Genomic DNA, 25,030 nt, shown 5'->3' with positions numbered 1-25,030 from the left:
CTGAGTCCCCTATCCAGGAATTCCGTAGTAAGGAACTGGGGAAATCAGGGTCGGCCAGAATTCCCGATGGGCTCTACGCTGACCGGGTGTCTCACTCCTCCCTTTCTGATCGCCCTGATTCTTCCGGTCCTTCTGGTCTTTCTGGTCCTTCCGGCTCTTCCGGCTCTTCCGGTCCTTCCGGCTCTGCCGATCCTGCCGGCTCCGACCTCATGGAGGCGGTGGCGGTGGCCGCCGCCGACGTCGGCCTTCGGCTGCGCGGGCCGGGAAGCTGTGAGATCGACGTCGGCCCGCGCACCTACGTACTGAAGGCGGACCCGGACGCCGTACGGCAGTTGGCGGACGTACTGACGCAGGTCGTGCCCAAGCTCCGGCGCGGCGCACCGGTCCTGCGGCAGCTGACGGCGGACGACGCGGGGCGGCTGGCGCCGTTCGTGAAACGGTTCCGGGACATGGGAATTCTCCTGTTTCCCGGGGAGAAGGCCTGCGTCGTCGACGAGCCGAGCCGCCGCCTGTATTCCTATATCTGCAGGCGGGCCGAGGACCCGGACCGGGTATTCGCGGATCTCCGTGCGAAACGCATTGCGGTGTCGGGGCCCGAAGAGATCGTCTCCGTCTGGTCGCACCTCCTCACGGAACAGGGCCTGAGCCTCACGGGTCCCGACCCGGCCCTGCGGATCGTGGCCGCGTCCGACGAGGCGAATCTGGCCACGGCCAACCGACGGCTGTGCGCCGAGGGCACCGACTGGTTACCGGTGCTGTTCGGCGCCCAGCGCGTCCGGATCGGCCCCTGGGTGCGCGTCGGAGAGTCGGGCTGTCTGCGCTGTCACCTCCCGTCGCACCCGGCCCGCTCGGCGCCGCGCCCGGCCGGATGGGCCACCCTCCAGTCGGGCTGTCTGCACTGGACCGGCGGCCTCATAGCCCATCTCGCCCTGCGCAGCCTGCTCCCCATGGGGGCGGAACACGCCTGGGGCCGGGTCACCACGCTCGACGCGTCCACCGGCGAGCAGTCCTCGGTCACCACCTGGCGCGACCCCTTCTGTCCCGACTGCGCCGCCCACGCCCCCGCCGCCCGCGAGTGGGTGGCCCCATGACCCTCGACACCCTGATCGAGTCCCTCGGCTTCGCCGTACGGCCCTACCCCCTCCCCGCCAGGCTCCTCGGCACGGCGTACGCCCTGGTCCCGGCCGAGCACCGCACCCCGCGCCTGGAACCGTCGGGCGCGGCGGTCCCCCTGCTCGCCCTGACGGCGAGCCAGGACCCGGAGACCGCCCTGAGACGCCTGGCGGCCCGCGCGGCGCAGCTGCGGCTCGGCGGCGAGACGTACGGCATCGGAGCCGCGGCCTCCGCGGACGCCGCCGCGCACGACGCCCGCCACGACGCCCTGGAACGCCGTACCCCTCCCGCCACCGCACGCCGGCTCACCGCCTGGTCCGACACCGTCCGCTCACCCCTGCATCCCGCGTGGGACGTCCGCCTCGACTGCCATCTGTACGGCGACGGCCGCGACGGCCTGGCCCCCTGGGTGGGGGCGGTCCTGCGGCGGAACGACCGGGAGATCCGCGCCTTCGGCTGCGACACGACGGTCCGGGGCGCCATCGGCCGCGCACTGGACGGGGTGTTGACGCTGGCCGCCGAGGACCGGTGGAGCGCGCCGGGCAAGGACCCGGAGTTCGTCGGGGAGGTCGAGGGCGTCCCGGAGGGCGAGTGGGACGAGCCGGTCGGCGCCGAGATGCGGACGGTGCACAGCGGTGCGGGCGGCACGGTCGTACAGTGCCGCCTGCCCGGGGTCGCTCCCCGGCAGGAGCCCGTCGGCCGCTTCGCACCCGTCGACCTCTCCCTCGGTTGCGACCCCGAACGCGTCCGGATCTCCCGCACCTTCCACGAGAACTCCAAGATCCGCTCCGCGTTCCGCACGCTCCCCCCGGTCGACGTCGACCGCCTGACCCCGGACACCCGGCGCGCGCTGACCCGCCCGTACCGCGACTACGGCCGCACCCGGACCGAGCAGCCGTGGCCGGTCGAGGGCGCCCGCCCCCTGCTGCCCCTGGACACGGCGGTACGACACCGGCGCTCGGCGGCACCCATGAGCCGCGCTCCGATGCAACTCGCCGATCTGGCACGGGTGTTGGAGCTCTCCGTCGGCGTCACCGGGATCGCACGCGCCCCCGACGGGGTCGAACTGCCGCTGCGGGCCACGCCGTCGGCGGGCGGACTGTGCTCGTACGACCTCTTCGTACTGGCCCGGAACGTCGAAGGTCTCGCACCCGGCGTGCACTACGTCCACCCGGGCCGCCGAGTTCTCCAACTCGTCGACGGGGAGCGCCCGTTCGAGGACATGGCCGCGCACACCGGCTACTCCGGGCGGGTCGCGGAGGCGGCGGCAGTGGTGGTGTTCGTCGCCGCGTTCCGCCGTGGCCGGTGGAAGTACGGGGAGCGCGGCTACCGCATGGCGCTCATCGAGTGCGGCCACGTCGCGCAGAGCGTGGTGACCGCCGCGGCGGCGCTCGGTCTGGTGGCGCATCCGCTCGCCGGGTTCGTCGACGACTACTTCGACCGGCTGGTCGGCGTGAACGGCACCGACGACGCCGTCGTCCATCTGACTCTCCTGGGGGAGGCCCGCGCATGATCAGCGAAGACAGTGCCATCGGGGAAGACAGCGCCGTCGGGGAGGACAGTGTCGTCCGGCTCGCCTCCGACGTGCGGCTGCACGTCCAGGACGACCACAGCGGCTTCGTGGAGTCGCCGGACGGCGTGCGCCGGCTGCGCGGCACCGGACTGCGGCTGCTCGCCGACCAGTTGCTGCCCCGGCTCGCCGAACCGGTCAGGGCCGCCGACATCGCCGCGGCCCTCTCCCCCGAGGTGTCGCGCACCCGGGTCCTGGAGCTGCTCGAAGGGCTGCGGCAGCAGCGGATCGTCGAGTACGCGCAGAACGCCCGGCTCCCTGCCCTCGGGTCCGTCGCGGTGTACGGACCGCCCGAACTCACCCGCGACCTCGTCGCCGTGCTCCGGCGGACGCGGGTGGAGGTGCGGGACCTCGGCGACTCGGCGCGGCCGCCCCGCTCCGCTGCGGACCCGGACGGTCGAGCTGCGGACCCGGACGGTTCCGCTGCGAACCCGGGTGGCTCCGCTGCCGACCCGGGTGGCTCCGCTGCCGATCCGTTCCACTCCGCTGCGGACCTGCTCATCGTCTCCACCGCGTCCCTCTTCGACCCGCGTGCCGGAGCGGTCAACGAGCGGTGCGTGCGCGAGGGCCTGCCCTGTCTCTTCTACGGCCTCCTCCCGGACGGCGGCGCGTTCGCCGGTCCGCTGTGGTCGCCGGACCGGACGGTCGCCTGCTTCGCCTGCCTGCGCACCCGGATCTTCTCCAACTCCGTGCACGGGCAGGTGTGGAGCGCCTGCACCACCTCCCTCGCCGCCTCCGGGACGCCCGCCCTGGACCGGCGGGTGCCGCCCTGGACCGCGGCCCGGCTGGCCTCCTCGGTGGCGCGGCGGGCGGCGGCCCGTCTTGAACGGCCCGCCGACGACCCGGCCGACGAACTGCTGTGGCTGGACGAGGACGGCGGCGAGACCACCCGTTTCCTGCTGCCGGTGCCGACGTGCCCGGTCTGCGCGGACCGCGAGAACGCCGGAACCGCCGGGACCGAGGACCGCAGGACCGCCGGTGCGGCAGCAGCGGCGCCGCTCACGGCGGCCGTCGACGACAAGGTCGGCGCCGTGCACACGGTCTCCGTGCGCCGCGCCGAGAGCGGGCCGCCGATCTATCTGGCCGGCAGCACCTCCCCCGACCTGTCGCTGCTGCGCCCGAACCTGGGTGTGGTCCGCAACGGCGGCGCCGGGTTCGCGAAGAAGGAGGCGCTGAACGCGACGATCGGGGAGTCCCTGGAGCGCTGCGCGGCGGGGCTGTACCGCTCGTCGCGACTGCGGACGGCGTCGTACGCGCAGTTGGGCGAGGAAGCGGTCGCACCGAGCGCGTTCGGGCTGTTCTCCGCCGAGCAGTACGCCTCCCCCGGCTTCCCTTTCGCACCGTTCGCCGAGGACACCCGGGTGCGCTGGGCGCGCGCGACCCGCTGGGCGGACGGTGTGCCGTGCTGGGTGCCGGCCTCCCAGGTGTACCTCTACTACCGGCGCGCGAAGGAGGAGACGCCGATCGCGCCGTCGATCTCCACCGGCCTCGCGGCCGGGCCCACCTTCGAGGACGCCGTCCTCGGCGGCCTGAGCGAGATCGTCGAACGGGACGCCCTCTCGGTCTCCTGGCTGCACCGGCTGCCGCCGCGCCCGGTCCCCGAGGAGGTCGTCGCCGCCTCGCCGCAGGTCAGCTACCACCTGTCCGGTGCGACCAGTTGGCGGGTCTCCTTCTACGACCTGTCCCTGGACCTCACCCCGCCGGTCGTCGTCGCCGTCATGGACCACCGCGGCGCCGGCGGCCCCGTCCTCTCCTTCGGCGCCGCCTGCCGCCGCTCCCCCGTCCGGGCCGTCGAGAAGGCGTTCCTGGAGGCCGCCCAGGGGCTGACGTACGTACGGCGTCTGGTCAAGGCGTACGAAGGCTTCGAGGCCGCCTCCGACTTCGACCGGGTCGACGAGTTCAACAAGCACGCCATCCTCTACACCCGGCACCCCGAACTGCGGTCCCGCGCGGGCTATCTCGTCCACCCGACCGTGCCCACGCCCTGCGACCGTCCGACCCGCCCGGCGGCCGCGACGGACGGCGTCGACCCGGCCGTGGCCGCGAGCGGCATCAATCCGGCGGCCGCGGACGACGTCGACCTGATCGTCAAGGAACTCTCCTCGATCGGTCTGCACACCTACGTCGTCGACCTGACGACCCCCGACGCCCGGCGGCTCGGCGTGCACGTCGTCCGGGTGCTGGTGCCGGGGCTGCAGCACCTCTCCGGCGCCCATCGGTTCCGGCTGCTCGGCAACCCCCGGCTCCACACGGTCGTACGAAAGCTGGGCTTCGACTCGGCGCCCGACAACCCGTATCCGCACCCGCTTCCCTAGGAGATCTGCCATGGCAGCCCGTTTCGTCGCCGTCCCGTCCCTGGCGATGGTCCGCAAGGAGGACTTCGACTCCACCTCCCTGATCCCCGAGGCGTACCGCCGCCACCTCACGAGCCGTTGTCTGCCGCCGGAGCACTCGCCGGTCCACTGCTCGGTGTCCGCCGAGGCGGTCGGCTCCGGTGTCCGGCTGCGTTTCTCCTCCAAGGTCGACGGCCTCGAAGGACCGGCCATGCTGACCCACAAGTTCTTCTTCGTCGACGTCGAGGAGACCCGGGAGCGCTTCCACGTGGTGACTCCGGAGAGCCCCGAGGTCACGACGGATCTGCTGGTGCTCCTCGACGGCCGGGACCGCGACTACTGCCACGCCTCGGTGTACGACGCCGAGAACCGGCTGCTCGCGGTGCACGCGATCGTCTTCGACAGGGCCGGCCGCACCGTCCCGTACCCCTTCACCCAGCGGTACGTCTCCCCGCTCGGCCTCGGCCGGGCCGACCTGGAGGAGACCGTGGACGACACCGGCCGCCGGGTCCTGCGCTTCACCGTCGGCCTGACGGACCTCACCGAACCGACCACGGTGGTCCTCGCCCGGCAGGGCATCGGCTGGATCGAGCGCGTGGAGCTGACCTGCTCGCCGGAACGGCCGGAGGTCCGCCTCGACCTGCCGCTCGACGACAACCCCCTGCTGGCGTGCGGGGACTGGGTCCTCATCGCGGTGGACGAACAGGACCGCTTCCTGGCGCAGACGCTGGTGACGCTGCAGACCGCGTCGTGACCGGCACTCCGGAACAACACGTCGGGACCGGCGCCGCCGACCCCGTCGCGACCGGCCTCGCGGACCCCGTCGGAACCGGCCTCGCGGACCGCGTCGCGACGGTCCTGCGGGTGGCACCGTCCGGCCTCCGTCTGATCACCGTCCCCCGCTCCGGGTCCCCGCTCTCGGCGGTCCTGCTGCGGCTGCCGGTGGGCAGCGCCGACGAGACGCCCGGCGAGGAAGGGCTGGCCCACGCGCTCGAACACCTCGTCGTGCGCAGCTCGTTGGCGGGAGGCCTCGTCGGCGACGGCGCGCGGACGTCGGCGCGCACCGGCCGGGAGGCCACGGTGTACGACACGGTGGTGCGCCGGGCGGACACGGTCACGGCGGTGACGGCCCTGGGCCGGATCTTCAATGAACTTGCCGTGTCCGCCGATGAGTTGGGAGCGGAGGTCACCGCGATCCGGGAGGAGCGCGCGGAACGTTCCGCCGAGCCCGCCTGGCGGCTCAGGGAAGCGCTGCTCGGGACGCTGTGGTCGGGGACCCCCTGCGCCCATCCGGTGCTGGGCAGTCAGGGGGTGCTCGACTCGCTCACCCCGGTGCGGCTCCACCAGGCCCATCGGAAGTGGTACGGGCTGCAGGGCGCGACCCTCGTGATCGTGGCGGACCGCCCGGCCGAGCTGCTGCCCGAGGTGGCCGCGACGGTCGCGCAGTGGGGGCCGGGGCGGCCCGGCCCCGCGCCCCGCCAGCCCGTACGGCCCGCGTCGGAGGGGGCCGCGGTGACCCTCGGGCCGGTGTCCGGGGTCGCCGTGACGCGTCCGGGGTTCGCCTCGGCGGCCGCTGTCCTCGCCTGCGACGCGGTCAGGGAAGCGACGGGTTTCGTCGTACAGACCCTGCCCCTGCGGGGTTGGTGGTGCGTGTGGGCCCTGATGACGGCACCGGGGTCGCAGCCGGCGCGCCAGGCGCTGCTCAAGGCCCTGTCGGCCACCCTCGTGCGGCTCACCGCGCCGGGCGGGGCGGACTGGTTGCGGGCCGCGGTGCTCATCCCCCGGCTGCGGGCGGAGGGCGACGTCGAGGCAGTCGCGCGGCGGTACGCCGAGCCGCTCTCGGGCGAGTTGGCCACGCGTTCGGTGGAGGAGGTCGCCGCCGTGCTCGCGGAGTGGCGACGCTGGTTCGAGGAGGAGTGCGGATGAACGACCGCAGCGCAGGCGGAGGAGCACCGGTGGACGACCGCAGCACAGGCGCAGGAGCACCGGTGGACGACCGCAGCACAGGCGCAGGAGCACCGGTGGACGACCGCGTCGCAACGGAGGACACACAGATGCACCACCGCGTCGCAACGGAGGAGCGCAGATGAACGACCGCGTCGCGGCAGCTGTGCCGCAGCTCCTCTTCGCCCGGCCCGACAGCCCCGCGGGCTCCGTCGCCGCGGCGAGTCTGGCCGTCCCGCTCGCCGGGGTCTCCCGGCCGGCCCTGCTCGCCGCGCCCCTGGTCGCCGCGGGGTGGGCGCGGGCGGTGGCCGTGGCCGCGCGGACCCAGGGGGTGGTCTGCCGGGTGGAACCTGTCGTGACGGCCGACCTCGCCGGAGTGACCGTCGAAGTCCTGGGTTCCGAACGGGAGTCGTTGCGCGCGCTGCCCGAGTGGTTCCGGCGGGACGCGCCGGCCCTGGACCCCTGGCTGCTGGACCGGCTGCGCGCCGAGTGCCTGGCCCGGCTGTCCTCCGGAGAACGCCGTTCCGACGTGGTCCGGCGGGCCTTCTTCGGCGACCGGCACCGGTACGGCGTCGTCCATGAGGAGCGGGTGCGCCGCGTCCGGGAGGCGGGTGCCCAGGAGGTCGCGGCGGCGACGGCCGAACTGCTCGCGGAGCACCCGGCACCCGCGCCCGTCAGCACCGTCCTCTCCCCCGGTTCCCGTACCGTCCCCGTCGAGGGCCCGCGCTCCCACTACCTCCTCGGCACCCCGGGCGTCCCGCTGTCCTCCGCACGGAAGTCCGCCCTGCATCTCGCCTGGGCCCTGCTCGGCGGCAGGGAGGGGATCCTCGACCGGCTGCTGCGCAAGGAGCGCGGGCTGACCTACTCCCTCGCCGCGTTCAGCCGGGAACTCGCGGAGGGCGGCTACGGCATGTGCTTCGCCGGATGCCGGCCCGAGGCGCTGGACGAGGTCGCCGGGTGCGTGCGCGCGGCGCTGGAGGGGCTCGGCCGGGACGCCGTACCGCCGGAGCTGCTGCGGTCGGCGAAGGAACGGCTGATCATCCAGCGGTATCGGGCGCTCCAGTCGGAGCGGGCCCTGGCCGAGCGGCTCACCGCCTACCGGGCGGCGGGCCTGGGTCCCGCCGAACTCGACGGCTATCCGGCGGCGTTGGCCGCGGTGAGCGGTGCGGAGGTGAGCGCCGTAGCCAGGGACCTGCTCGCTCCCGACACGTTGCTGGAGGTACGGACGGTGGGTGCGGCCGAGCGATGACGGGGGAGGCATCGCTCGACCGCGGTCTGTGGGGTCCTGCCGCGGGGCCGTGCGGCCCTGCCGCGGTCAGACGAGTCCGAACGCGGAGGCGCGTTCGACCGCTTCCAGTCTGCTGCGGGCACCGAACTTCGACAGCAGGTGGCGCACGTGGTACTCGACGGTGTTCTCGGTGACGTGCAGGGCGTGGGCGATGTCCTGGTTGCGCATGCCGCGCCGGAGCAGGTCGAGGACTTCGTGCTCGCGCCGGGTGAGGTGCGGGGTGGGGCCGGTGGAGCGCTCCTGGAGCAGCTGGAAGAAGCTGCGGTCGGTGACGTTGACCCCGAGTTCGTGGGCGATGCGGATCGCCTCGGCCGTGCGGTGCAGGTCGGCGGTGTCCTCCAGGTAGACCCGGCAGCCGCGCCGCTGCCAGCGCTCGCAGCGGCGCCAGTCGCGGCGGGGGCCGAGGATCGCCAGCTTCAGGTCCTCCCGGACCGCTTTCGCCCGGGAGAAGGCGCGGTGGATCTCGCTGTCGTCGATCTGTTCACCCACCAGCATCCATTCGGCCTGGACGGAATGGACGGTGGCGGCCAGCAGATCGGAATCCATGCACTGATGGATCTCCATCTTTTCATGCAGGAGGGCACCCGAAGGGAATCTCTCGACCGCCCTCCACCAACCTACGAGTATCACCGCACATTCGTCTCTGTCCGTCGTCACGCAATTCGGCGAAGACAATTCGAAGGCCATGATTCCTTCCGATACAGGAATGTGGGGGCCGAGGCGGAAAACAAATGGGGATCATAGTCGTGCATATGCATGGGACATGTAAACATGCGAAGCGGGGCAACTGTCAAGCTTGCCGCAGTCGCTCGATGGCCGGTTTTCTCTTCCTTGTGCTCGGATTTCCGGTGGATCCGCCCTAAGGAAATCCGTGGGGCCCCGGGATCTCCGGTCATGGATTCCCGTCGCGCGATGCGGTTTCCCCCATCGACAGGACCTGTCTGATCATGCCCAGCTCGTCGCGGATGCCTTCCAGCGCGTCGGCGATACGGCCGAGATCGTCCGGCGCGGGGGGCCCGGAGGACTCGGCGGACCGGGCGGACCGGGGTGGTCCTGAGGGCCGGGAGTCCGCCTCCACCTGCGCGTCGACGGATGCGCCCACCCCGTTGGGCACCACGTATCCCGCGAGGCCCATCAGTTCCCAGTAGTCGAGGCCGAGCACCTGGGCCAGCCGGTGCAGCACGCGCGGCGAGGGGGTGCCGACATAGCCGCTCTCCAGCTTGAAGAGATAGCCGGAGGAGATCTCGGCCTCTGCCGCCGCCGACTGCGTCGACCGGCTCTGCGCCTCGCGCGCCGCTCTCATCCGGTCTCCCATGAGCTGGGTCGGCCGTGGAATCTGTTGCTTGGTCACATTCACTATGGTAGTCAGGTTCACTATGGAGCACAAGCATCCGAAGGCAACCCGCAGCACGGCGGCGCTCACCGTCGCATCCCTGGCACTGGCCACCGACGCACTCGTGTACGGCATGGCCGTGCCCTTACTTCCGAAACTCACCTCCGAGAACGGCGCCCGGCCCGTCGACGTCGGCGTCCTGTTCGCCGTCTACGCAGCCGCACTCGTGGCCGTCACGCCCCTGGTCGGGCGCTGGGTGGACCGCAGGGGCAACCGCCAGCCCCTGCTGGCGGGGGTGATCGGCCTGGTCGTCTCCACCCTGCTGTTCGCCTTCTCCCACGACACGACCCCGCTACTGGTGGCGCGAGCACTGCAGGGCGCCGCCGCCGGCGTGGTGTGGACGGCCAGCCTGGCCCTGATCGCGGCCACCCACGCACCGCGGGAGCGCGGCAAGGCCATGGGCATAGCCCTGTCCTCGTTCGCGGTCGGCACCCTGGTCGGGCCGCCCCTGGGCGGACTGCTGACCAGCTGGCTCGACCCGCGCGCACCCTTCCTGCTCGCCACCGTCCTGGCCGTCGCCGACGGCGTGGCCCGCTGGTACCTCGTACCGCACGAGGGCGCGGTCCCCGAGGCGCGCGGCACGCTCGCGGAGATCCGCGGCCGCAGCGGCCTGGTCCTGGTGGCGCTGCTGACGGCGGTGGGCGCCGCACTGCTGGCGTTCCTGGAGCCCATCCTGCCGCTGCATCTGTTCACTACGGAGAATGCAGGTGTCGGTGCGGTCGGTCTGGTCTTCGGCGCGGCCGGGGTCGCCGCCGCGCTCGCCCCGCCGGTCGCGGGGATCCTGCTGCGCAAGGTCTCGCCCGGCCCGGTCGCCGCGGGCGGCTGTGTGGTGGCCGCCGTCGCGATGATCGCCGTCGGCGCCGTGGACGGCGTGATCGCGACCGCCGCCGCGCTCGCCGTGGTGACCATCGGCGCCTCGTTCGTCCTCACCCCGACCGTCACCGTCATGTCCGAGATCGCCGAGGCGAAGCAGCCGCCGGCCTACGGCTCGGTGTACGCCCTCTACACCCTCGCCTACACGGGAGGGCTCACGATCGCCCCGCTCGGTGCCGGCTGGGCCATGCAGGGTCTCGGCTTCACCGGGGCCGCCCGAGTGGCGGCGGGTGTTGCCGTGCTGGTCGCCGTCGTACTCCTGATACAGAACTGGCGCCTGTTGCAGAACCGGAGCCGCCCGAAATCCACGCCGAACGGCGCGGAAACACCGGCCGAATCAGAGAAGTCCGTTTGATCCTTTCGACCGCCGGGGCCCGGTCGAACAATTTCTCGGAGGCTAAAACTACGGAATTCCGTGATGGTCTACACTCTCCCGACTCTCGTAATGTCGTTCGGGCCAGTGCACCCAGCGAACGAGGGGAGAAAAAGATGTTCGACATCGAGATCACGGTCGTCGACGAGCAGGTTTCCAGTCTCGAAGAGATCGGTATGGACGAGGGATGTAGCAGCAGCTCTTCGAGCAGCTCGCTGGACATCTCCGACGTCGACTTCGAGTAGCCACAAGTCGTACGCCGTTCAGCGGTCCGCGGCATCCGCCGCGGGCCGCACCCTTTGCCGCCGGAGAAAAGAAGGCGCCGGAGAAGCGAGCTGGAGGGTCATGCCCAAGCCATTCGACGTGGTCGTACGCGGCGGACGCTGGTTCGACGGCACCGGGGCGGCGTCCGCCGTACGGGATCTGGGCATCAGCGACGGTGTGCTGACCGCCGTCTCGGCCCGCCCGCTGTACGCGAGGGAGGGCGGACGGACGATCGACGCCCGGGAGCGCTGGGTGCTGCCCGGCCTTCTCGACATCCACACCCACTACGACGCCGAGGTCCTGCTCGACCCGGGGCTGCGCGAGTCGGTGCGGCACGGCGTCACCACGGTGGTGATGGGCAACTGCTCCCTCTCCACCGTCCACGCGACCCCGTTGGACTGCGCCGACCTCTTCGCGCGCGTCGAGGCCGTGCCGTACGACTGCATCCTCGACGCGCTGAGCGCGCACCGCTCGTGGGACTCGGCCGAGAGCTACGTCGCCGCGCTGGAGAAGCGGCCGCTCGGCCCGAACGTGGCGGCCTTCCTCGGCCACTCCGACCTGCGGGCGCACGTGATGGGGCTCGGCCGGTCCGTCGACGCGAAGGAGCGGCCCACCGAGCGGGAACTGCGCCGGATGGAGGAGCTGTTGTCCGCGGCACGTGCGGCGGGGCTTGTCGGTCTCTCCACCATGACGAGCCCCTTCTCGCGGCTCGCCGGGGACCGCTACCGCTCGGCCCGGCTGCCCTCGACCTACGCCTCGTGGGGCGAGTACCGGCGGCTGCACCGCACGCTGCGCCGCACCGGCGGCATCCTGCAGAGCGCCCCGAACCCCGCGATGCCGCTGAACACGCTGCTGTTCCTCGCCGCCGGGGCCGGCCGGGCCAGGCCCGCGCTCAGAACGACCCTGTTGACCGCGATCGACCCGAAGGCGGCCCCCGGCCTCGCCGCCGCCCTGACCCGCTCCACCGCCGCCGCGAGCAGGCTGCTCGGTACGGATCTGCGCTGGCAGCACCTGCCGGTGCCGTTCGAGCTGTACTCCGACGGGATCGACCTGGTGGTGTTCGAGGAGTTCGGCGCGACCGCCGCCGCGCTGCACCTGCGCACCGAGGCCGAGCGGCGTGCGCTGCTCCTCGACGACGGCTTCCGCAGGCGGTTCCGGCGCGAGTACCGGCGTCCCCTGCCGCCGCGCGCCTGGCACCGCGACCTGTACGACGCCGAGATCGTCTCCTGCCCCGAACCGGGCCTGGCTGGCCGCAGCTTCGGCGCGGTCGCGGACGAGCGCGGACAGCACGCGGTGGACACCTTCCTCGACCTGGTCGCCGCACACGGCACCCGGCTGCGCTGGAGGACCACGCTCGCCAACCACCGCCCGGCCGTCCTGGACCGGCTGGCGGCCAGCCCCGTCGTGCAGTTCGGGTTCGCCGACTCCGGCGCCCACCTGCGGAACATGGCGTTCTACAACGCGCCGCTGCGGCTGCTGAAGCGGGTGCGGGACGCCGAGCTTGCGGGCCGTCCGATCCTCTCCCTGGAGGCGGCCGTGCACCGGCTGACCGGGGAGCTCGCCGCCTGGTTCGGCCTGCCCGCGGGCACCTTGCGCGAGGGGGACCGGGCCGACCTGGCCGTTGTCGACCCGGCAGGCCTCGACGACGAGCTGGCCGCCTATCACGAGGTGCCGATGGTGGCGTACGGCGGGCTGCCCCGCATGGTCAACCGCAACGACGCCGCCGTCGACGCGGTCTGCGTGGCCGGTGAAGTGGTCTTCGAGAAAGGGGAGTTCGCACCCGGGTACGGCACCACCCGGGGCACCGGACGGTTCCTTCGGCACGGCGAGGGCGCGCGATGAGGGTACTGGTGACCGGCGGGGGCGGCTTCCTGGGCGGGGCGGTGTGCGCACAGCTCGCCGCGCGCGGCGACAGCGTGCGCTCCTTCCAGCGCCGCCCGCAGCCCACGCTGGAGAAGCTCGGCGTGGAGCAGCACCTCGGCGATCTGCGCGACGCGGACGCCGTCGCGCGGGCCGTGGCGGGCCGGGACGCCGTGATCCACTGTGCCGCGCTGGCCGGGACCTGGGGCCCGGCCAGGGACTACTACGACATCAACGTCACCGGCACCGCGCACGTGCTCGCCGCCTGCCGCTCCCGGGGCGTCGCACGCCTGGTCCACTGCTCCAGCCCTTCGGTGGTGCACACGGGCGGCGACCTGGAGGGCGCCGACGAGTCGCTGCCGTACGCGACCCGGTTCCTCGCCCCCTACCCGCACAGCAAGGCGCTCGCCGAACGGCTGGTGCTGGGCGCGGACTCCGCGCGGCTGGCCACGGTCGCGCTGCGCCCGCACATCGTGTGGGGGCCGGGCGACCCGCACTTCGTGCCCCGGCTGGCCGAGCGGGCGCGGCGCGGCCGGCTGCGGCGGATCGGCAGCGCGACGAAGCGGATCGACACGGTCTACGTCGACAACGCGGCCGAGGCCCATCTGCTCGCCCTGGACCGGCTCGCGCCCGGCGCTCCCCCGGCCGGGCGGGCGTACTTCATCACCCAGGGCGACCCCCGCCCGGTCGGCGAGACCATCGACCAGCTGCTGTGGGCCGCCGGGACCGGTCCCGTGACCCGCGAACTGCCCGAGTGGGCGGCCCGCCCGCTGGCCGCCGCCCTGGAGTACGGGGCGCGGACCCTGCGGACGGGCGAGCCGCCGCTGACCCGCTTCCTGGTCGACCAGCTCACCACGGCCCACTGGTTCGACATCACGGCCGCCGGACGCGACCTCGGCTATGTGCCCCGGGTCGGCACGGACGAGGGGCTGCTGCGGCTGCGCGCCGCGTCCCTCGCAGTCCCGGCGGAACGTGCCCCGACCCCGGAGTGACCGACCCCGCGGTACCCGACCCCGCAGACCCCGACCCGCAGTACACAACCCCGCAGTGACCGCCCCCGCAGTACCCGACCCCGCAGTGACCGAAGCCAAGGAGGAGGACCGGTGAAGGCTGTCCTGGAGAGCTTCCGTGTGGCCTGGTGGACGGCCGTGCTCGTGGTGGGGTTCGGGCTCGGTCGGCGGGACAGAGTGCGGGCCGCGCGGCTGCTGCGGCGGTATCTGCTGCGAATGGGGCCGCTGTACATCAAGGCCGGGCAGGTGCTCGGCACCCAGTCGGGGCTGCTGCCGCGTCAAGTGACCGAGCAGTTCCGGGAGTTCTTCGCGCAGCTGCCGCCGATGCCGGACGCGGCGCTGGAGAAGGTGCTGCGGCGGGCGCTGGGGCGGCCGCCCGAGGAGGTGTTCGACTCCTTCGAGCGCACCCCGGTCGCCGCCGGTTCGGTGGCGCAGGTGCACCGGGCCGTGCTGGACGGGCGGGCCGTCGCGGTGAAGGTCGTGAAGGCGGGCGTGCGCGGGCGGCTTGAGGCGGGCTCGGCGGTGATCGGCCGGCTGGCCGCCGCCGCGCACCTGCTGCCCCGGCTGCGCGGCTACGACCTGTCCGGGCACTTCGGCGAGCTGCGTCCGCTGCTGGTCGGACAGTGCGACCTGCTCGAAGAGGCCGCCCGGCAGCGGGAGATCGGCGAGAACTTCCGCAACCACCCGTTCGTACGGGTGCCGTGGGTGCACGAGCAGTCGTACGGCCCCGACCTGCTGATCATGGAGTACGTCGACGGCGTGCCCGGCGACCGGGTCGAATCGGTGGCGCTGGGGCGGCCGGAGCTGGCGGCGCGCCTCCAGGACGCCTTCTACTGCATGGTCTACTTCCACGGCGTCTTCCATGTGGACCCGCACCCCGGCAACATCATCTTCGGTACGGACGGCCGGGTCACCCTCATCGACTTCGGTCTTGTCGGGCGGCTGTCCGAGGACGACAAGTGGGATCTCGCGTCCTTCTACTACGCGTGCATGCGCGGCGAGTGGGAACTGGCCGCGCGGCGCTTCACCCGGGCGTTCGCGGTGCACCCGGAGGCGGTGCTCGGGCAGGTCTCGTACGAGGAGCAGCTCGGCGAGGTGCTGCGGCGGCACTTCGAGGAGGAGTCGTCGCGCTGGTCGACGCTGGCGTTCCTCGACGACGCGATCCGGCTGCTCGGCCGGCACGGCACCCGGATCACGACGACGTTCTCGGTGCTCGCGCTGTCGCTGCTGACCGGCGAGGGCTTCATCTCGGCGGTCGACCCGGAGATCGACCTGTGGGCGACGACCCGGCGCTTCACCGGCCGGTTCTCCCCGTACCTCAACGAAGACCTGCGGGAAGCCTTCCGCGCCGAGATCGCCGAGCGGTCCCCGCGCACGGCGGCCCTGCGGGAGGAGGCCGCGCGGCATCTGGTCGCGCCCACGCACTTCGACCGGTTCGTGCTGCCGAGCCCGTTCCCGCTGGCGGTCGCCGGGGCGCGCGGTTCGCGGCTGCGGGACCTGGACGGCAACGAGTACGTCGACCTGTCCGGCGGGTACGGGCCGCACATCCTCGGCTACGCGCACCCGGCGGTGGTGACGGCGATCCAGGAGGCGGCGGCCCGGGGCGCGGTCAACGCGATCGGCAACCCGGAGGAGGTGGAGCTGGCCGCTCTGATCTCGGGGGCCTTCGGCACCAACCACAAGGCGGTGCTGAGCAATTCGGGCACCGAGGCCGTGCAGATCGCCCTGCGGATCGCCCGCGCGTACACCGGCAGGCAGCGGGTCGCCAAGTTCGAGGGGCACTACCACGGGTACTCCGACCAGGGCCTGGTCAGCTCCTGGTTCCGCTACCGCGGCGAGGCCGAGGCCCCCGAGCCGGTCGGCAACTGCGCCGGAATGCAGCAGTCGGTGGTCGACTCCACGCTCGTCCTGCAGTACGGCGAGGCGGCCTCGCTGCGCCGGATCGAGGAGCACGGCGAGACCCTCGCGTGCGTGATCGTCGAGCCGATGCCGTCCGCGCTGGGCGACTTCGACGCGGACTTCCTGCGGGAGCTGGCCCGGGTGTGCGCGGCCCACGGCGTCCTGGTCGTCCACGACGAGGTGGTGACCGGGTTCCGGGTGCACTACGGCGGGGTGCAGCACCTCGCCGGGGTGCGGCCCGACCTGACCTGCCTCGGCAAGATCATCGGCGGCGGGCTGCCGGCCGGGGCCGTGGTGGGCCGGGCGGAGCTGGTCGACACCGTGCGTACCAGCGGGGACCCGTTCCGGGACGTCGACAGCCGGGCGTTCGCGGGCGGCACGATGAGCGGCAACTCGGTGACCTCGGCCGCGGGCGCGGCGGCCCTGCGCGAGCTGCGCGACCACCCGGAGATCTACCTCCGGCTGCGCGAGCGGACCGCGTGGCTGGTCGCCGACCTCGCCGCGCAGGCCGCCGACTGCGGGGTGCCGTGCGCCGTGCGGGGCCGGGACTCGATCTTCTCGATCGCCTTCGACCACTCCGCGCCGCACCGGGTCCGCGACCGGCTGGCGGGCCTGGACGTCACCGCCACACTGGCGCTCGCCTACCACATGCGCCGGTACGGGGTCTTCCTGCCGGAGCTGCACACGATGCTGCTGAGCGCCGCGCACTCCGACGGCGATCTGGAACAGGTCTCGGTGGCGTTCGGAAAGAGCATGCGCGACATGCTGTCGACCGGTTTTTTCGATGCGCATCAGAACTCAGGGGGAATCGAGTGAAATTCCTGGCGATCGAACACAGCTTTCCGACCCGCGAGGTCACCAACGAGGAGGTGCAGGCGCGGGTGCGGGAGTCCAGCGCCCCCCATCTGTCCCCGTCCGAACTGACCACCGTCGAGGGGCTGGTCGAGGCGTGCTTCGCCTCCAGCGGCACCACCGTGCGCCGCCACCGGGCCCCGGGCGAGACACCGAGCGCGCTGGCCGCGGACGCCGGGCGGCGGGCGCTCGCGTCGGCGGGCCTGGACCCCCTGGACATCGATCTGCTGCTGTACGCGGGGATCGGCAGGGGCGTGATCGAGCCTGCCACGGCGACCACCTTCCAGGACCTGCTGGGCCTCCGCCGGGCCAGCGCCTTCGACGTGCTGGAAGCGTGCGCGAGCTGGGTGCGCGCCCTGCAGGTCGCGGACGCCTTCCTGCGCACCGGCCGCTACCGCACCATCATGATCGTGAACGCGGAGTTCGGGGCGGCCGACGTCTACCGCTACGAACTGCGCTCGCTCGCGGAGTTCGCGCACTGGCATCCGACGGTGACCCTGGGCGAGGCAGCCACCGCCACCATCGTCACCGCGCAGCCACCGGGCGAGGACGACGGCTTCGACGCGGACTTCCGTACCCACGGCGAGGCGCGCGACCTGTGCTTCGTACCGCTGCCCGGCTTCGACGCCTACTTCGCCAAGAAGCCCGCGGCGGCGGGCGAGCCGCGGCCGCTGCAGTTCGTGTCGTTCGGGCTGAGCCTGATGGAGTTCGGCACCCGCAAGCTGATCGAGCACTACCGGGAGGAGCCCCGGTTCGAGGAGTTCAAGGCCGATCTGGTCTTCGGGCACTCCGCGAGCGACGGGGCGAGCCGGCACGTCGTGGCGGAGTGCGGCATCGACGCCGCGAAGTACCGCTTCCACCATGCCCGGCACGCCAACACGGTCGCGGCGGCGATACCGGTCAGCATGTCCGAGGCGGTGCGCGACGGCGAGCTGGCGGAGGGCGACCGGGTGCTGCTCATGGTCGCCTCCGCCGGGATCACCACGGCGCTGGCCGGCTTCGTCTTCCACGGACCGCGAAAGGACGCGGCATGACCAAGAACATGATCTTCGAGAGTCTCGTCGAGACCGTCTCCGCCGTGGACGACGACATCGACGCCTCGGTGCTCCGGCTCGACGAGACGCCCTTCCATGCCTACGGGCTGAACTCGCTGAGCCAGCTGCGCCTCGGCCTCAAGCTCGCCGAGCTGTACGGCGTGCCCTTCGACGACAGCGACTCGCTGCTCGCCGTGTCCCCACTGGGCCTGGTGACGCTGGTCGAACGACGGCTGGCAGGTGCGGCATGAACTTCCTGGACGCCGTACGCGACGCCGTGCGGGAGGCCGATCCCCGCAACGGCGTACACTTCCTGACCCCCGGCAGGCCGGAGGTGTTCCTGTCGTACGACAGGTTCCTGCGCACCAGCGCCCTGCTCGGCCGCCGACTGCCCCCCGACCGGGTGGTGGTGATCGCGGCCGACGATCAACTGCCCACGCTGCAGGCGTTCTTCGCCGCCCTGTGGGCGGGCGGGCGGCCGCTGGTGCTGCCGTCGCCGCGCGCGCTCGGCGGCGAGGAGGCGTTCCGGCTCCACGTCGAGCGGACGCTGGCGCTGTTCCCGCCGGGCGGGGCGGTCCTCGCACTCCAGAAGGGCCTGACCGAGACGTCGTTCCCCGGCCCTGTGGTGACGCTGCCGCGCGAGGCCGAGGGGTACGAAGCCCTCGACGACCTCCCCGCGACGCCCGGTCCCGGCGGTGACGAGGTCGCCTTCCTGCAGGCGACCAGCGCCTCCACCGGCGACCCCAAACTGCTGGCCGTCTCGCACGCCAACGTCTGCGCCAATCTGCGCGCGCTGTACGTCTCGCTGCACGCGGGCCGCGACGACCGGGTGGTGTCCTGGCTGCCGCTCTTCCACGACATGGGTCTGGTGGGGATGGGGCTGCTGAGCTTCTTCCACGCCTGGCCGCTGTACATGATGAAGCCCACCGACTTCATCATGCGCCCGCAGCTGTGGGCGCAGACGCTCAGCCACTACCGGGGCACGATCACCGCCGCACCCAACTTCGGCTACGACCACGCCCACCGGGCCGTCGACACCCGCGAACTGGAGGGCGTCGACCTGTCGGCGCTGCGGTGCGCGGTGATCGGCGCGGAGCCGATCCGGCTGGCGACCATGGCCGGCTTCCACCGCACCTACGGCCCCTACGGCCTCGACGCCTCCAGCCTGATCTGCAGCTACGGCATGGCCGAGTCGACGCTGGCCAGCTCCATGTGGGTGCCGGGCGAGACCCCGCGCTATGTGGTCGTCGACCCCGTCGGCCTGGAGAGCGGGGCGTCCCTGCGGCTGCTGGGCGAGGGCCTGCTCGGCGAGGGGCCACCCGATGTCCGGGGCGACCGGGGGGACCGGGGCATCCCGGTGTTCTCCGTGGGGCGGGCGCTGAACGGGCTGACGGCCGCGCTGGTCGACGAGGAGGGCCGCTTGATCGAGGAGGAGGGCGTGCTCGGCGAGATCACCCTGCGCGGGACGAGCGTGTCCGTCGGCTCTCTCGACCCGGCGACCGGCGCCCCCGAGCCCTTCCCCGCGGGACTGCTGCACACCGGCGATCTGGGCTTCCTGCACCGGGGCGACCTGTTCGTCCTGGAGCGCCGCAAGCACGTCATCATCCGGCAGGGCCGCAACCACCTCGCCACGCTGCTTGAGGAGCAGGTCTCCCGCATCCTCGACCACCCCGCCCACGAGATCATCGTGCTGGAGGCCGACATCCACGACCCGGCCAGCGAGATCACCGCCCTCGTCGAACACGACGGCGCCGGCCGCGAGTTGACCCCCGAGCAGGCCGCGGCGCTGCGGCTGCTCGATCTGCCCGTCGACCTCGTCCTGTTCGCGCGCCGCCGGGTCATACCCCGGACCACCAGCGGCAAGAAGCGCTACCACACCACCCGGCAGCGGCTGGCCGACGGGAGTCTGAAGGCCGAGCGGACGGTACGGCCCCTGCTCGAATCGACGGCGCCACCGAGGCCGTCGTACCAGAAGTGACACACACCAGAGAGGTAAGTTCCCTTGCCCGACGCACCCCGTGGCCCCTCCCCCCTGCACCGCTGGGGCGCTCTCATGGCCCGGTACCGCGTTCCGGTGCTGGCCGTCTGGCTCTGTCTGCTGGTCGCGTCGGCGCTGTTCTACCCGAGCGTGGAGTCACGGCTGGCCGCCCCCGACTACACGGTCCAGAGTTCGGAGTCCGGGCAGGCGCAGCGGCTCATGGAGAAGCACTTCCCGGACTCGGGGGCGGAGCACGGCGTGGTCGTGTTCCGCTCCGCGCGGCTGACCGCCGACGACCCGGCGTACCGGGCGTCGGTCGCGCACGTGCTGGCCGCGCTGCCCGCGGACACGGCACGGCCGACCGGGCCGTACGGCACGCAGGGGCAGATCTCGGCGGACGGGCATGCCGCGGTGGCGACGTTCCCGATGACGGGCAGCCTCTCCGACCGCTCCGACCAGGCGGCGGACCTGCAGCAGCGGATCCGGGAGGCGGCCGAGGGCCAGCCGGTCGAGGCGTATCTGACCGGGCCTTCGGCGCTCACCGACGACCTGTCGGCCGTCGAACTGCGCGACCAGTCCGTCGCCGAGGCCATCGGCCTCCCGATCGCGCTGCTCGCGCTGCTGCTCGCGTTCGGCGTGCTGGTCGCGGCGCTGGTGCCGGTGGTGATGGCGGTGGGCGCGGTGCTGGTGTGCACGGCGCTGCTCGGACTCCTCGCGGGGCCGCTGAGCCTGGACCGGTTCGTGACGGTGGTCGCGACGGTCATCGGGATCGGCATCGGCATCGACTACGCGCTGTTCGTGATCAGCCGGTTCCGCGAGGAGCTGGCCCGGCGCGGGGACGACCGGGCGGCCGTGGACGCGTCCGTGTCGGTCGCGCTGCGCACCTCGGGCCGGACCGTGCTGACGGCGGGTCTGATCGTCGGCGTCGCGCTCGGGTCGATGGTCCTGATCCGGGGCCACATCTTCATGGAGATCGCGGTGGCGTCCGGGCTGATGGTCCTGTGCTGCCTGTTCACCTCGCTCACCGCGCTCCCCGCGCTGCTCGCCGTCCTGGGCCCGCGGGTGAACAGGGGCAGGCTGCCGGGTCGGCTCCGGACGACGAAGGACAACGGCCGGTGGACGCGCTGGGCGTCGACGGTGCTGCGCCACCCCTACCGGCTCGGCGTTCCCGCACTCTGCCTGCTGGTGCTCCTCGCGACCCCGCTGGCCTCGATCAGACTGGGCGTCGACTGGGGTCTTGAGTCCCTGACCGGCACCCCGTCGGGCCAGGGCCAGCGCATCGTCGCCTCGTCCTTCAGTCCGGGTGCGGTGGGCCCGGTGCAGGTCGTCGCCTGCGGGCCGACCGCCGATTCGGGGGTCCGGCAGCTGGCGGCCGACGTCGAGGACCACGAGCGGATCGCGCGGCTGCTGCCCATCGAGCGGTCGGGGGACTGCGCGAGCGTGCAGCTCGTGACGACGGAGCGCGTCGACTCCCCCGAGGCCAGCACGTTCGTCCGCGACCTGCGGTCGGGGCCTGTGCGGGACGCCTTCGCCGATTCCGGCACCCAGGTGCGCGTCGGCGGGCTCAGCGCGCAGTACGTCGACCTGGCCGACGAGACGTCCGGCAAGCTGCCGCTGGTCGTGCTCGTCATCCTCGTGCTGTCGTTCTGCTATCTGCTGGTGGTCTTCCGCAGCGTGCTCGTACCGCTCAAGGCGGTACTGCTGAACCTGGTGGCGACGGCGGCCGCGCTCGGCGCGACCACCGCGGTCTTCCAGTTCGGCTGGGGCGAGCAGATCTTCGGCTTCACCAGCTCGGGCACGCTCCAGGCGTACCTCCCGGTCGCCCTGTTCGCGGTGCTGTTCGGGCTCTCCATGGACTACGAGATCTTCCTCGTCAGCCGGATCATGGAGGAACGGTCACGCACCGGCAGCGACACGGAGGCCGTCCCGGCCGGCCTTGCGCGCACGGCCCTGCAGATCACCACGGCCGCCGCCATCATGGTGATCGTCTTCGGCAGCCTGCTCTTCGCCCGCGTCCTGGAACTCAAGCAGTTCGGCTTCGGCCTGGCCTTCGCGATCCTGCTCGACGCCACCGTCGTACGGCTGCTGCTCGTGCCCGCGGTGATGGCCGTCGCGGGCCGCGCCAACTGGTGGCTGCCCGGCTGGCTGGAGCGGCGGCTGCCCGCCGTGTGGCGGGAGTGACCCTCCAGCGCCCCCGCCGGGCCTCCCCCGCACCCTTATCGAGAGGTGGACCATGTCCCGTACGAACGGCTACCGCGGTGTCTCCCGGACGGCCGCGGCCAAGCACTACGACGTCTCCGACGCCTTCTTCCGCATCTGGCTCGGCCCAAGCCTGGCGTACGCGAGCGCCCTGTGGGACGGCGACGACGACACGCTGGAGAAGGCCCAGCTCCGCAAGACCGACTACCTCATCGGCCAGGCGGGCGTGCGGCCGGGCAGCCGGGTGCTCGACGTGGGCTGCGGCTACGGCGGGGAGATGCGGCGGATGGTCGAGGAGTACGACGTCGACTCCGTCATGGGGATCACGCTGAGCGAGGCCGCGGTCGCCTGGACGCGGAACCTGGCGATCCCGCGCGTCGACGTACGGTGCGAGAACTGGGCGGACCACCGCCCCGCCCACCCCTACGACGCGATCATCTGCGTGGAGGCGATGGAGCACTTCGCCCGTCCCGGGATGTCCGGCCGGGCCAAGATCCGCGGCTACCGGGAGTTCTTCACCCGCGCCCGCGACTGGCTCGCGCCGGAGGGTCGGCTCGTCGTGCAGACGATCACCTGGGGGCACCGCTTCCCGATGGACCCGGAGCTGCTGCGCGGCCTGTATCTGGCGAGCCAGGTGTACCCGGAGTGCAACCCCGCCTACCTGGGCGAGCTGCAGGCGGCGAGCGACGGCCTGTTCGACCTGGTCGCGGTGCGCAACGACTTCGACCACTACGGCCGTACGCTGCAGTGCTGGCTGGCCAACCTGGAGTCGGACTACGACCGTGCGGTGGAGCTGGTCGGGGAGCGCCGGGCGGACGACTTCAGGACCTGTATGACGACCGCCGTACGCGTCTTCCAGGAGGGCTGGTTCTATCTGCACCGGCTGACCTTCCGCCCGGTGCCCCGCCCGGTCGGCCCGGCCCGCCGCTTCCTGGTGAACAACGTCATCGGCCGTGACTCCCTGCCGACGCCGAAGTTCCTGCAGCAGCGGCCCGGGAGGAACTGACGACGGCCACAGGCCCCCGACTCGGCTCAGCCGGTGGGCCGTTCACCCAGTTCGCTGCCGGCCAGCCACTGGCTCCAGGGCAGGTTCCAGTCGCCGTAGCCGTTGCCGAAGTGGTCCATCGGCTTGCCGGTGGTACCGGTGACCTCGATGACGTCGCCCACGCGGCTCAGGCCGTAGAGCCACTTGGCGTCGGCCTCGGACATGCCGATGCAGCCGTGGCTGACGTTCTCCTTGCCGAAGGCCTCGGCGTTGTCGGGGGCGGCGTGGATGTACTCGCCGCTGACCGTCTCGCGCATGCTCCAGTTGTACGGGTCGTAGTACCCGTCGGGGCTCTCGCGGGGGATGCCGATGGTGCGCGAGTCCATGATCACGCGGCCGTCCTTGGAGAGGACGGTCTTGATGCCCTCGCGGGTCTTGAAGCGCTTCTCGCCGCCGCTGACGGGGATCACCCGGGCGACCTCGCCGTTGCGCACGACCGTCATGGTGTGGGCGGCCAGGTCGACCTTGTTGACCATCGAGTCGCCGACGGTGAAGGAGATCTTCCGGTCGCGGTCCACGGCGGTGCCGTCGGACAGCTTCACCCGGGCCAGACGGGCGTCGAGGGTGACCTTCGTACCGGCCGGCCAGTAGTGCTCGGGGCGGAAGTGGATCAGGGTGTCGCCCTTGGCCTCGGTCCAGTGCCAGGCGCCGGTCAGCGGGGTGGAGGTGGTGACCTTGAGCGCGCCCTCGATCCCGGCCCGCAGCGACTTGTCGACCTTGCGGCCCTTGAGGACCAGGGCGAGGGGCTGGCCGACGCCCACCGTGCTGCCGTTCAGCGGGGCCACCTGCGGGGAGACCGTCCGGCGGGGCGTACCGGTGATCTTCACGGCGGGCGGGGCGGGCTTCGCGGCCGGAGGTGCGGCCGGGGTCGCGGCCGCGGCCGGAGCGCCGGGGGCCTTGGGCTCGACGTCGGCGGCCACGGCGTTCTCGGCCGGGGTCAGCGCGCGGACCCCCTCGCCTCCGCAGGCCGTCGCGGCGAGGGCGAACGCGGTCACCGCGACAGGTATGCGTACGGCGGAGGTGACGGAGCGGCGCATTCTTCCTCGTGCTTCTTCGGGGCCCGGCAGGACGGTGGGGCAGGGCAGAGCGGGGCAGGGCAGGGCAGGGCAGGGCGGAACGGGGCGGGGGTGCTCGGTGATCTTTCAGAGTAGGAAGCGCACCGCCGTCCCCCGAGGGCCGAAGGTCCCGAATCCCCCGCCGAAAGCCCTTGATCCGCCCGATGCGCGCCGCCGTCAGTCGGTGTCCTCTGCGGTGTGCTTCCAGCGGGCCCAGAAGGGCAGCACGAACCAGCACAGGAGGTACCAGGCGACCACTCCGGCGACGAGCCACGGCGCGAAGGCGTTGTGCGTGGCCACCCGCATCACGAGGAGCAGTGCGGCCGACAGCGTGGCGAGCAGCAGGACCAGCCCGAGGAAGGTCAGCCGGGACGCCCAGGCCACGGCCTGCGGTTTGATGCGGCGGCCGGAGACGATCCGGTGGAAGGAGACCGGGCCGATGAGGGCGCCGGTGGCGAGGGAACCGAGGACCACGGTGGCGAGGTAGATGTTCTTGTCGGTCTGACCGAGGTCCTGGAAGTGCGCGGTGAAGACGACGGTCAGCAGGAAGCCGAAGAGGATCTGCACACCGGTCTGCGCCACCCGGATCTCCTGGACCAGTTCGGCCCACTGCCGGTCCGCCCGCTCGTCCTCGCTCTCGGCGCGGCCCCGGGGCCGGTCCGCTCCCGCTCCCGTATCGGTCTCCGCCATATGTGGACCCTCCTTGCACGCACCAGTTCCGGGCATGCACTCGAACACATACCCTTTCCAGTGACAGGCATGAACTCCGGGAACAGCCCCCTTCCTTGCCCGACGCCAGCGGGAGAGCGGCGAACGGGCGGTGCACAGCAATAAATTGCCGTACGACAACTGTGGCACCATGGCCGACGGAACGCCCGTTCGGAAGTGAGCTGGTCGTACTGGTACCGCCCCCTGCGCGGGCCGGTTTCGAGCAAGTCGCAAAGGGG

Annotated in this window: 20 protein-coding genes; 16 read left to right on the top strand and 4 right to left on the bottom strand. The window is 72.4% G+C overall.

Annotation, left to right across the window (positions count from 1 at the left end; translation table 11 throughout):
- Window positions 1–224 precede the first annotated feature (224 nt).
- From ACH4SP_RS06900 to ACH4SP_RS06875, 6 genes are all read left to right on the top strand, one after another.
- The gene (locus tag ACH4SP_RS06900) at window positions 225–1,091 is read left to right on the top strand and encodes a hypothetical protein (protein ID WP_398410573.1); all 867 of its coding nucleotides are present in this window, start codon (window positions 225–227) and stop codon (window positions 1,089–1,091) included.
- Window positions 1,088–2,626, top strand: a complete 1,539-nt coding sequence (locus ACH4SP_RS06895) for a SagB/ThcOx family dehydrogenase (protein ID WP_398410571.1) — start codon at window positions 1,088–1,090, stop codon at window positions 2,624–2,626. The genes ACH4SP_RS06900 and ACH4SP_RS06895 overlap by 4 nt, the downstream gene beginning before the upstream one ends.
- Complete coding sequence (locus ACH4SP_RS06890; protein ID WP_398410568.1) at window positions 2,623–4,998, top strand: TOMM precursor leader peptide-binding protein; 2,376 nt, start codon at window positions 2,623–2,625, stop codon at window positions 4,996–4,998. Before ACH4SP_RS06895 ends, ACH4SP_RS06890 begins: the two co-directional genes overlap by 4 nt.
- A gap of 10 nt (window positions 4,999–5,008) precedes the next feature.
- Window positions 5,009–5,770 (top strand): DUF5944 family protein, encoded by a 762-nt coding sequence (locus ACH4SP_RS06885; RefSeq protein WP_398410563.1) that lies wholly within the window; start codon window positions 5,009–5,011, stop codon window positions 5,768–5,770.
- Entirely contained in the window at window positions 5,767–6,942 is a 1,176-nt protein-coding gene (locus ACH4SP_RS06880) for a M16 family metallopeptidase (RefSeq protein ID WP_398410560.1), read from the top strand. The genes ACH4SP_RS06885 and ACH4SP_RS06880 overlap by 4 nt, the downstream gene beginning before the upstream one ends.
- A gap of 160 nt (window positions 6,943–7,102) precedes the next feature.
- Window positions 7,103–8,209 carry a M16 family metallopeptidase gene (locus tag ACH4SP_RS06875; RefSeq protein ID WP_398410557.1) on the top strand — a complete coding sequence of 369 codons (1,107 nt, stop codon included), beginning with the start codon at window positions 7,103–7,105 and terminating at the stop codon, window positions 8,207–8,209.
- A gap of 66 nt (window positions 8,210–8,275) precedes the next feature.
- On the opposite strand, the gene ACH4SP_RS06870 is transcribed toward ACH4SP_RS06875, so the two are convergent.
- The gene (locus ACH4SP_RS06870) at window positions 8,276–8,794 is read right to left on the bottom strand and encodes a response regulator transcription factor (protein WP_398410554.1); all 519 of its coding nucleotides are present in this window, start codon (window positions 8,792–8,794) and stop codon (window positions 8,276–8,278) included.
- A gap of 346 nt (window positions 8,795–9,140) precedes the next feature.
- Window positions 9,141–9,599 (bottom strand): helix-turn-helix domain-containing protein, encoded by a 459-nt coding sequence (locus ACH4SP_RS06865; RefSeq protein WP_398410550.1) that lies wholly within the window; start codon window positions 9,597–9,599, stop codon window positions 9,141–9,143.
- Between the two features lie 25 nt (window positions 9,600–9,624).
- On the opposite strand from ACH4SP_RS06865, the gene ACH4SP_RS06860 reads away from it, so the two are divergent.
- The 10 genes from ACH4SP_RS06860 (at window position 9,625) to ACH4SP_RS06815 (ending at window position 22,989) form a co-directional block, all read left to right on the top strand.
- A complete protein-coding gene (locus ACH4SP_RS06860; protein WP_398410547.1) occupies window positions 9,625–10,869 on the top strand; it encodes an MFS transporter in 1,245 nt (414 codons plus the stop codon).
- A 134-nt stretch (window positions 10,870–11,003) separates the two neighbouring features.
- On the top strand, window positions 11,004–11,132 hold the full coding sequence (locus ACH4SP_RS06855) for a hypothetical protein (RefSeq protein ID WP_398410542.1): 129 nt from the start codon (window positions 11,004–11,006) through the stop codon (window positions 11,130–11,132).
- A 100-nt stretch (window positions 11,133–11,232) separates the two neighbouring features.
- Complete coding sequence (locus tag ACH4SP_RS06850) at window positions 11,233–12,993, top strand: amidohydrolase family protein (protein WP_398410539.1); 1,761 nt, start codon at window positions 11,233–11,235, stop codon at window positions 12,991–12,993.
- Entirely contained in the window at window positions 12,990–14,003 is a 1,014-nt protein-coding gene (locus ACH4SP_RS06845; RefSeq protein ID WP_398410535.1) for an NAD-dependent epimerase/dehydratase family protein, read from the top strand. Before ACH4SP_RS06850 ends, ACH4SP_RS06845 begins: the two co-directional genes overlap by 4 nt.
- A gap of 111 nt (window positions 14,004–14,114) precedes the next feature.
- Window positions 14,115–16,736, top strand: a complete 2,622-nt coding sequence (locus ACH4SP_RS06840; RefSeq protein WP_398410532.1) for an aminotransferase class III-fold pyridoxal phosphate-dependent enzyme — start codon at window positions 14,115–14,117, stop codon at window positions 16,734–16,736.
- Window positions 16,733–17,806 (top strand): 3-oxoacyl-[acyl-carrier-protein] synthase III C-terminal domain-containing protein, encoded by a 1,074-nt coding sequence (locus ACH4SP_RS06835; protein WP_398410529.1) that lies wholly within the window; start codon window positions 16,733–16,735, stop codon window positions 17,804–17,806. The genes ACH4SP_RS06840 and ACH4SP_RS06835 overlap by 4 nt, the downstream gene beginning before the upstream one ends.
- Window positions 17,803–18,057, top strand: a complete 255-nt coding sequence (locus tag ACH4SP_RS06830; protein ID WP_398410526.1) for a phosphopantetheine-binding protein — start codon at window positions 17,803–17,805, stop codon at window positions 18,055–18,057. Before ACH4SP_RS06835 ends, ACH4SP_RS06830 begins: the two co-directional genes overlap by 4 nt.
- Entirely contained in the window at window positions 18,054–19,784 is a 1,731-nt protein-coding gene (locus tag ACH4SP_RS06825; RefSeq protein ID WP_398410523.1) for an AMP-binding protein, read from the top strand. The genes ACH4SP_RS06830 and ACH4SP_RS06825 overlap by 4 nt, the downstream gene beginning before the upstream one ends.
- 75 nt (window positions 19,785–19,859) lie before the next feature.
- Complete coding sequence (locus ACH4SP_RS06820) at window positions 19,860–21,965, top strand: MMPL family transporter (protein ID WP_398410520.1); 2,106 nt, start codon at window positions 19,860–19,862, stop codon at window positions 21,963–21,965.
- 52 nt (window positions 21,966–22,017) lie between these two features.
- On the top strand, window positions 22,018–22,989 hold the full coding sequence (locus ACH4SP_RS06815) for a class I SAM-dependent methyltransferase (RefSeq protein ID WP_398410515.1): 972 nt from the start codon (window positions 22,018–22,020) through the stop codon (window positions 22,987–22,989).
- 26 nt (window positions 22,990–23,015) lie between these two features.
- Here ACH4SP_RS06815 and ACH4SP_RS06810 read toward each other — a convergent pair whose 3' ends face one another.
- Complete coding sequence (locus tag ACH4SP_RS06810; protein WP_398410510.1) at window positions 23,016–24,065, bottom strand: Ig-like domain-containing protein; 1,050 nt, start codon at window positions 24,063–24,065, stop codon at window positions 23,016–23,018.
- A 195-nt stretch (window positions 24,066–24,260) separates the two neighbouring features.
- Window positions 24,261–24,773 carry a DUF6328 family protein gene (locus ACH4SP_RS06805; RefSeq protein WP_398410506.1) on the bottom strand — a complete coding sequence of 171 codons (513 nt, stop codon included), beginning with the start codon at window positions 24,771–24,773 and terminating at the stop codon, window positions 24,261–24,263.
- Window positions 24,774–25,030 lie beyond the last annotated feature (257 nt).

Origin of the sequence: Streptomyces sp. NPDC021093, assembly GCF_044333135.1 — a bacterium.
Classification (GTDB): domain Bacteria; phylum Actinomycetota; class Actinomycetes; order Streptomycetales; family Streptomycetaceae; genus Streptomyces.
Note: the sequence above shows the minus strand (reverse complement) of the source record. Positions and strands in the feature narration are given on the sequence as shown.

Coding starts and splice junctions, on each gene's coding strand:
- ACH4SP_RS06895 (WP_398410571.1), top strand. CDS start 1,088: ATGACCCTCGACACCCTGATCGAGTCCCTCGGCTTCGCCGTACGGCCC.
- ACH4SP_RS06830 (WP_398410526.1), top strand. CDS start 17,803: ATGACCAAGAACATGATCTTCGAGAGTCTCGTCGAGACCGTCTCCGCC.
- ACH4SP_RS06850 (WP_398410539.1), top strand. CDS start 11,233: ATGCCCAAGCCATTCGACGTGGTCGTACGCGGCGGACGCTGGTTCGAC.
- ACH4SP_RS06805 (WP_398410506.1), bottom strand. CDS start 24,773: ATGGCGGAGACCGATACGGGAGCGGGAGCGGACCGGCCCCGGGGCCGC.
- ACH4SP_RS06870 (WP_398410554.1), bottom strand. CDS start 8,794: ATGGATTCCGATCTGCTGGCCGCCACCGTCCATTCCGTCCAGGCCGAA.
- ACH4SP_RS06820 (WP_398410520.1), top strand. CDS start 19,860: ATGGCCCGGTACCGCGTTCCGGTGCTGGCCGTCTGGCTCTGTCTGCTG.
- ACH4SP_RS06810 (WP_398410510.1), bottom strand. CDS start 24,065: ATGCGCCGCTCCGTCACCTCCGCCGTACGCATACCTGTCGCGGTGACC.
- ACH4SP_RS06885 (WP_398410563.1), top strand. CDS start 5,009: ATGGCAGCCCGTTTCGTCGCCGTCCCGTCCCTGGCGATGGTCCGCAAG.
- ACH4SP_RS06845 (WP_398410535.1), top strand. CDS start 12,990: ATGAGGGTACTGGTGACCGGCGGGGGCGGCTTCCTGGGCGGGGCGGTG.
- ACH4SP_RS06890 (WP_398410568.1), top strand. CDS start 2,623: ATGATCAGCGAAGACAGTGCCATCGGGGAAGACAGCGCCGTCGGGGAG.
- ACH4SP_RS06825 (WP_398410523.1), top strand. CDS start 18,054: ATGAACTTCCTGGACGCCGTACGCGACGCCGTGCGGGAGGCCGATCCC.
- ACH4SP_RS06855 (WP_398410542.1), top strand. CDS start 11,004: ATGTTCGACATCGAGATCACGGTCGTCGACGAGCAGGTTTCCAGTCTC.
- ACH4SP_RS06815 (WP_398410515.1), top strand. CDS start 22,018: ATGTCCCGTACGAACGGCTACCGCGGTGTCTCCCGGACGGCCGCGGCC.
- ACH4SP_RS06875 (WP_398410557.1), top strand. CDS start 7,103: ATGAACGACCGCGTCGCGGCAGCTGTGCCGCAGCTCCTCTTCGCCCGG.
- ACH4SP_RS06860 (WP_398410547.1), top strand. CDS start 9,625: ATGGAGCACAAGCATCCGAAGGCAACCCGCAGCACGGCGGCGCTCACC.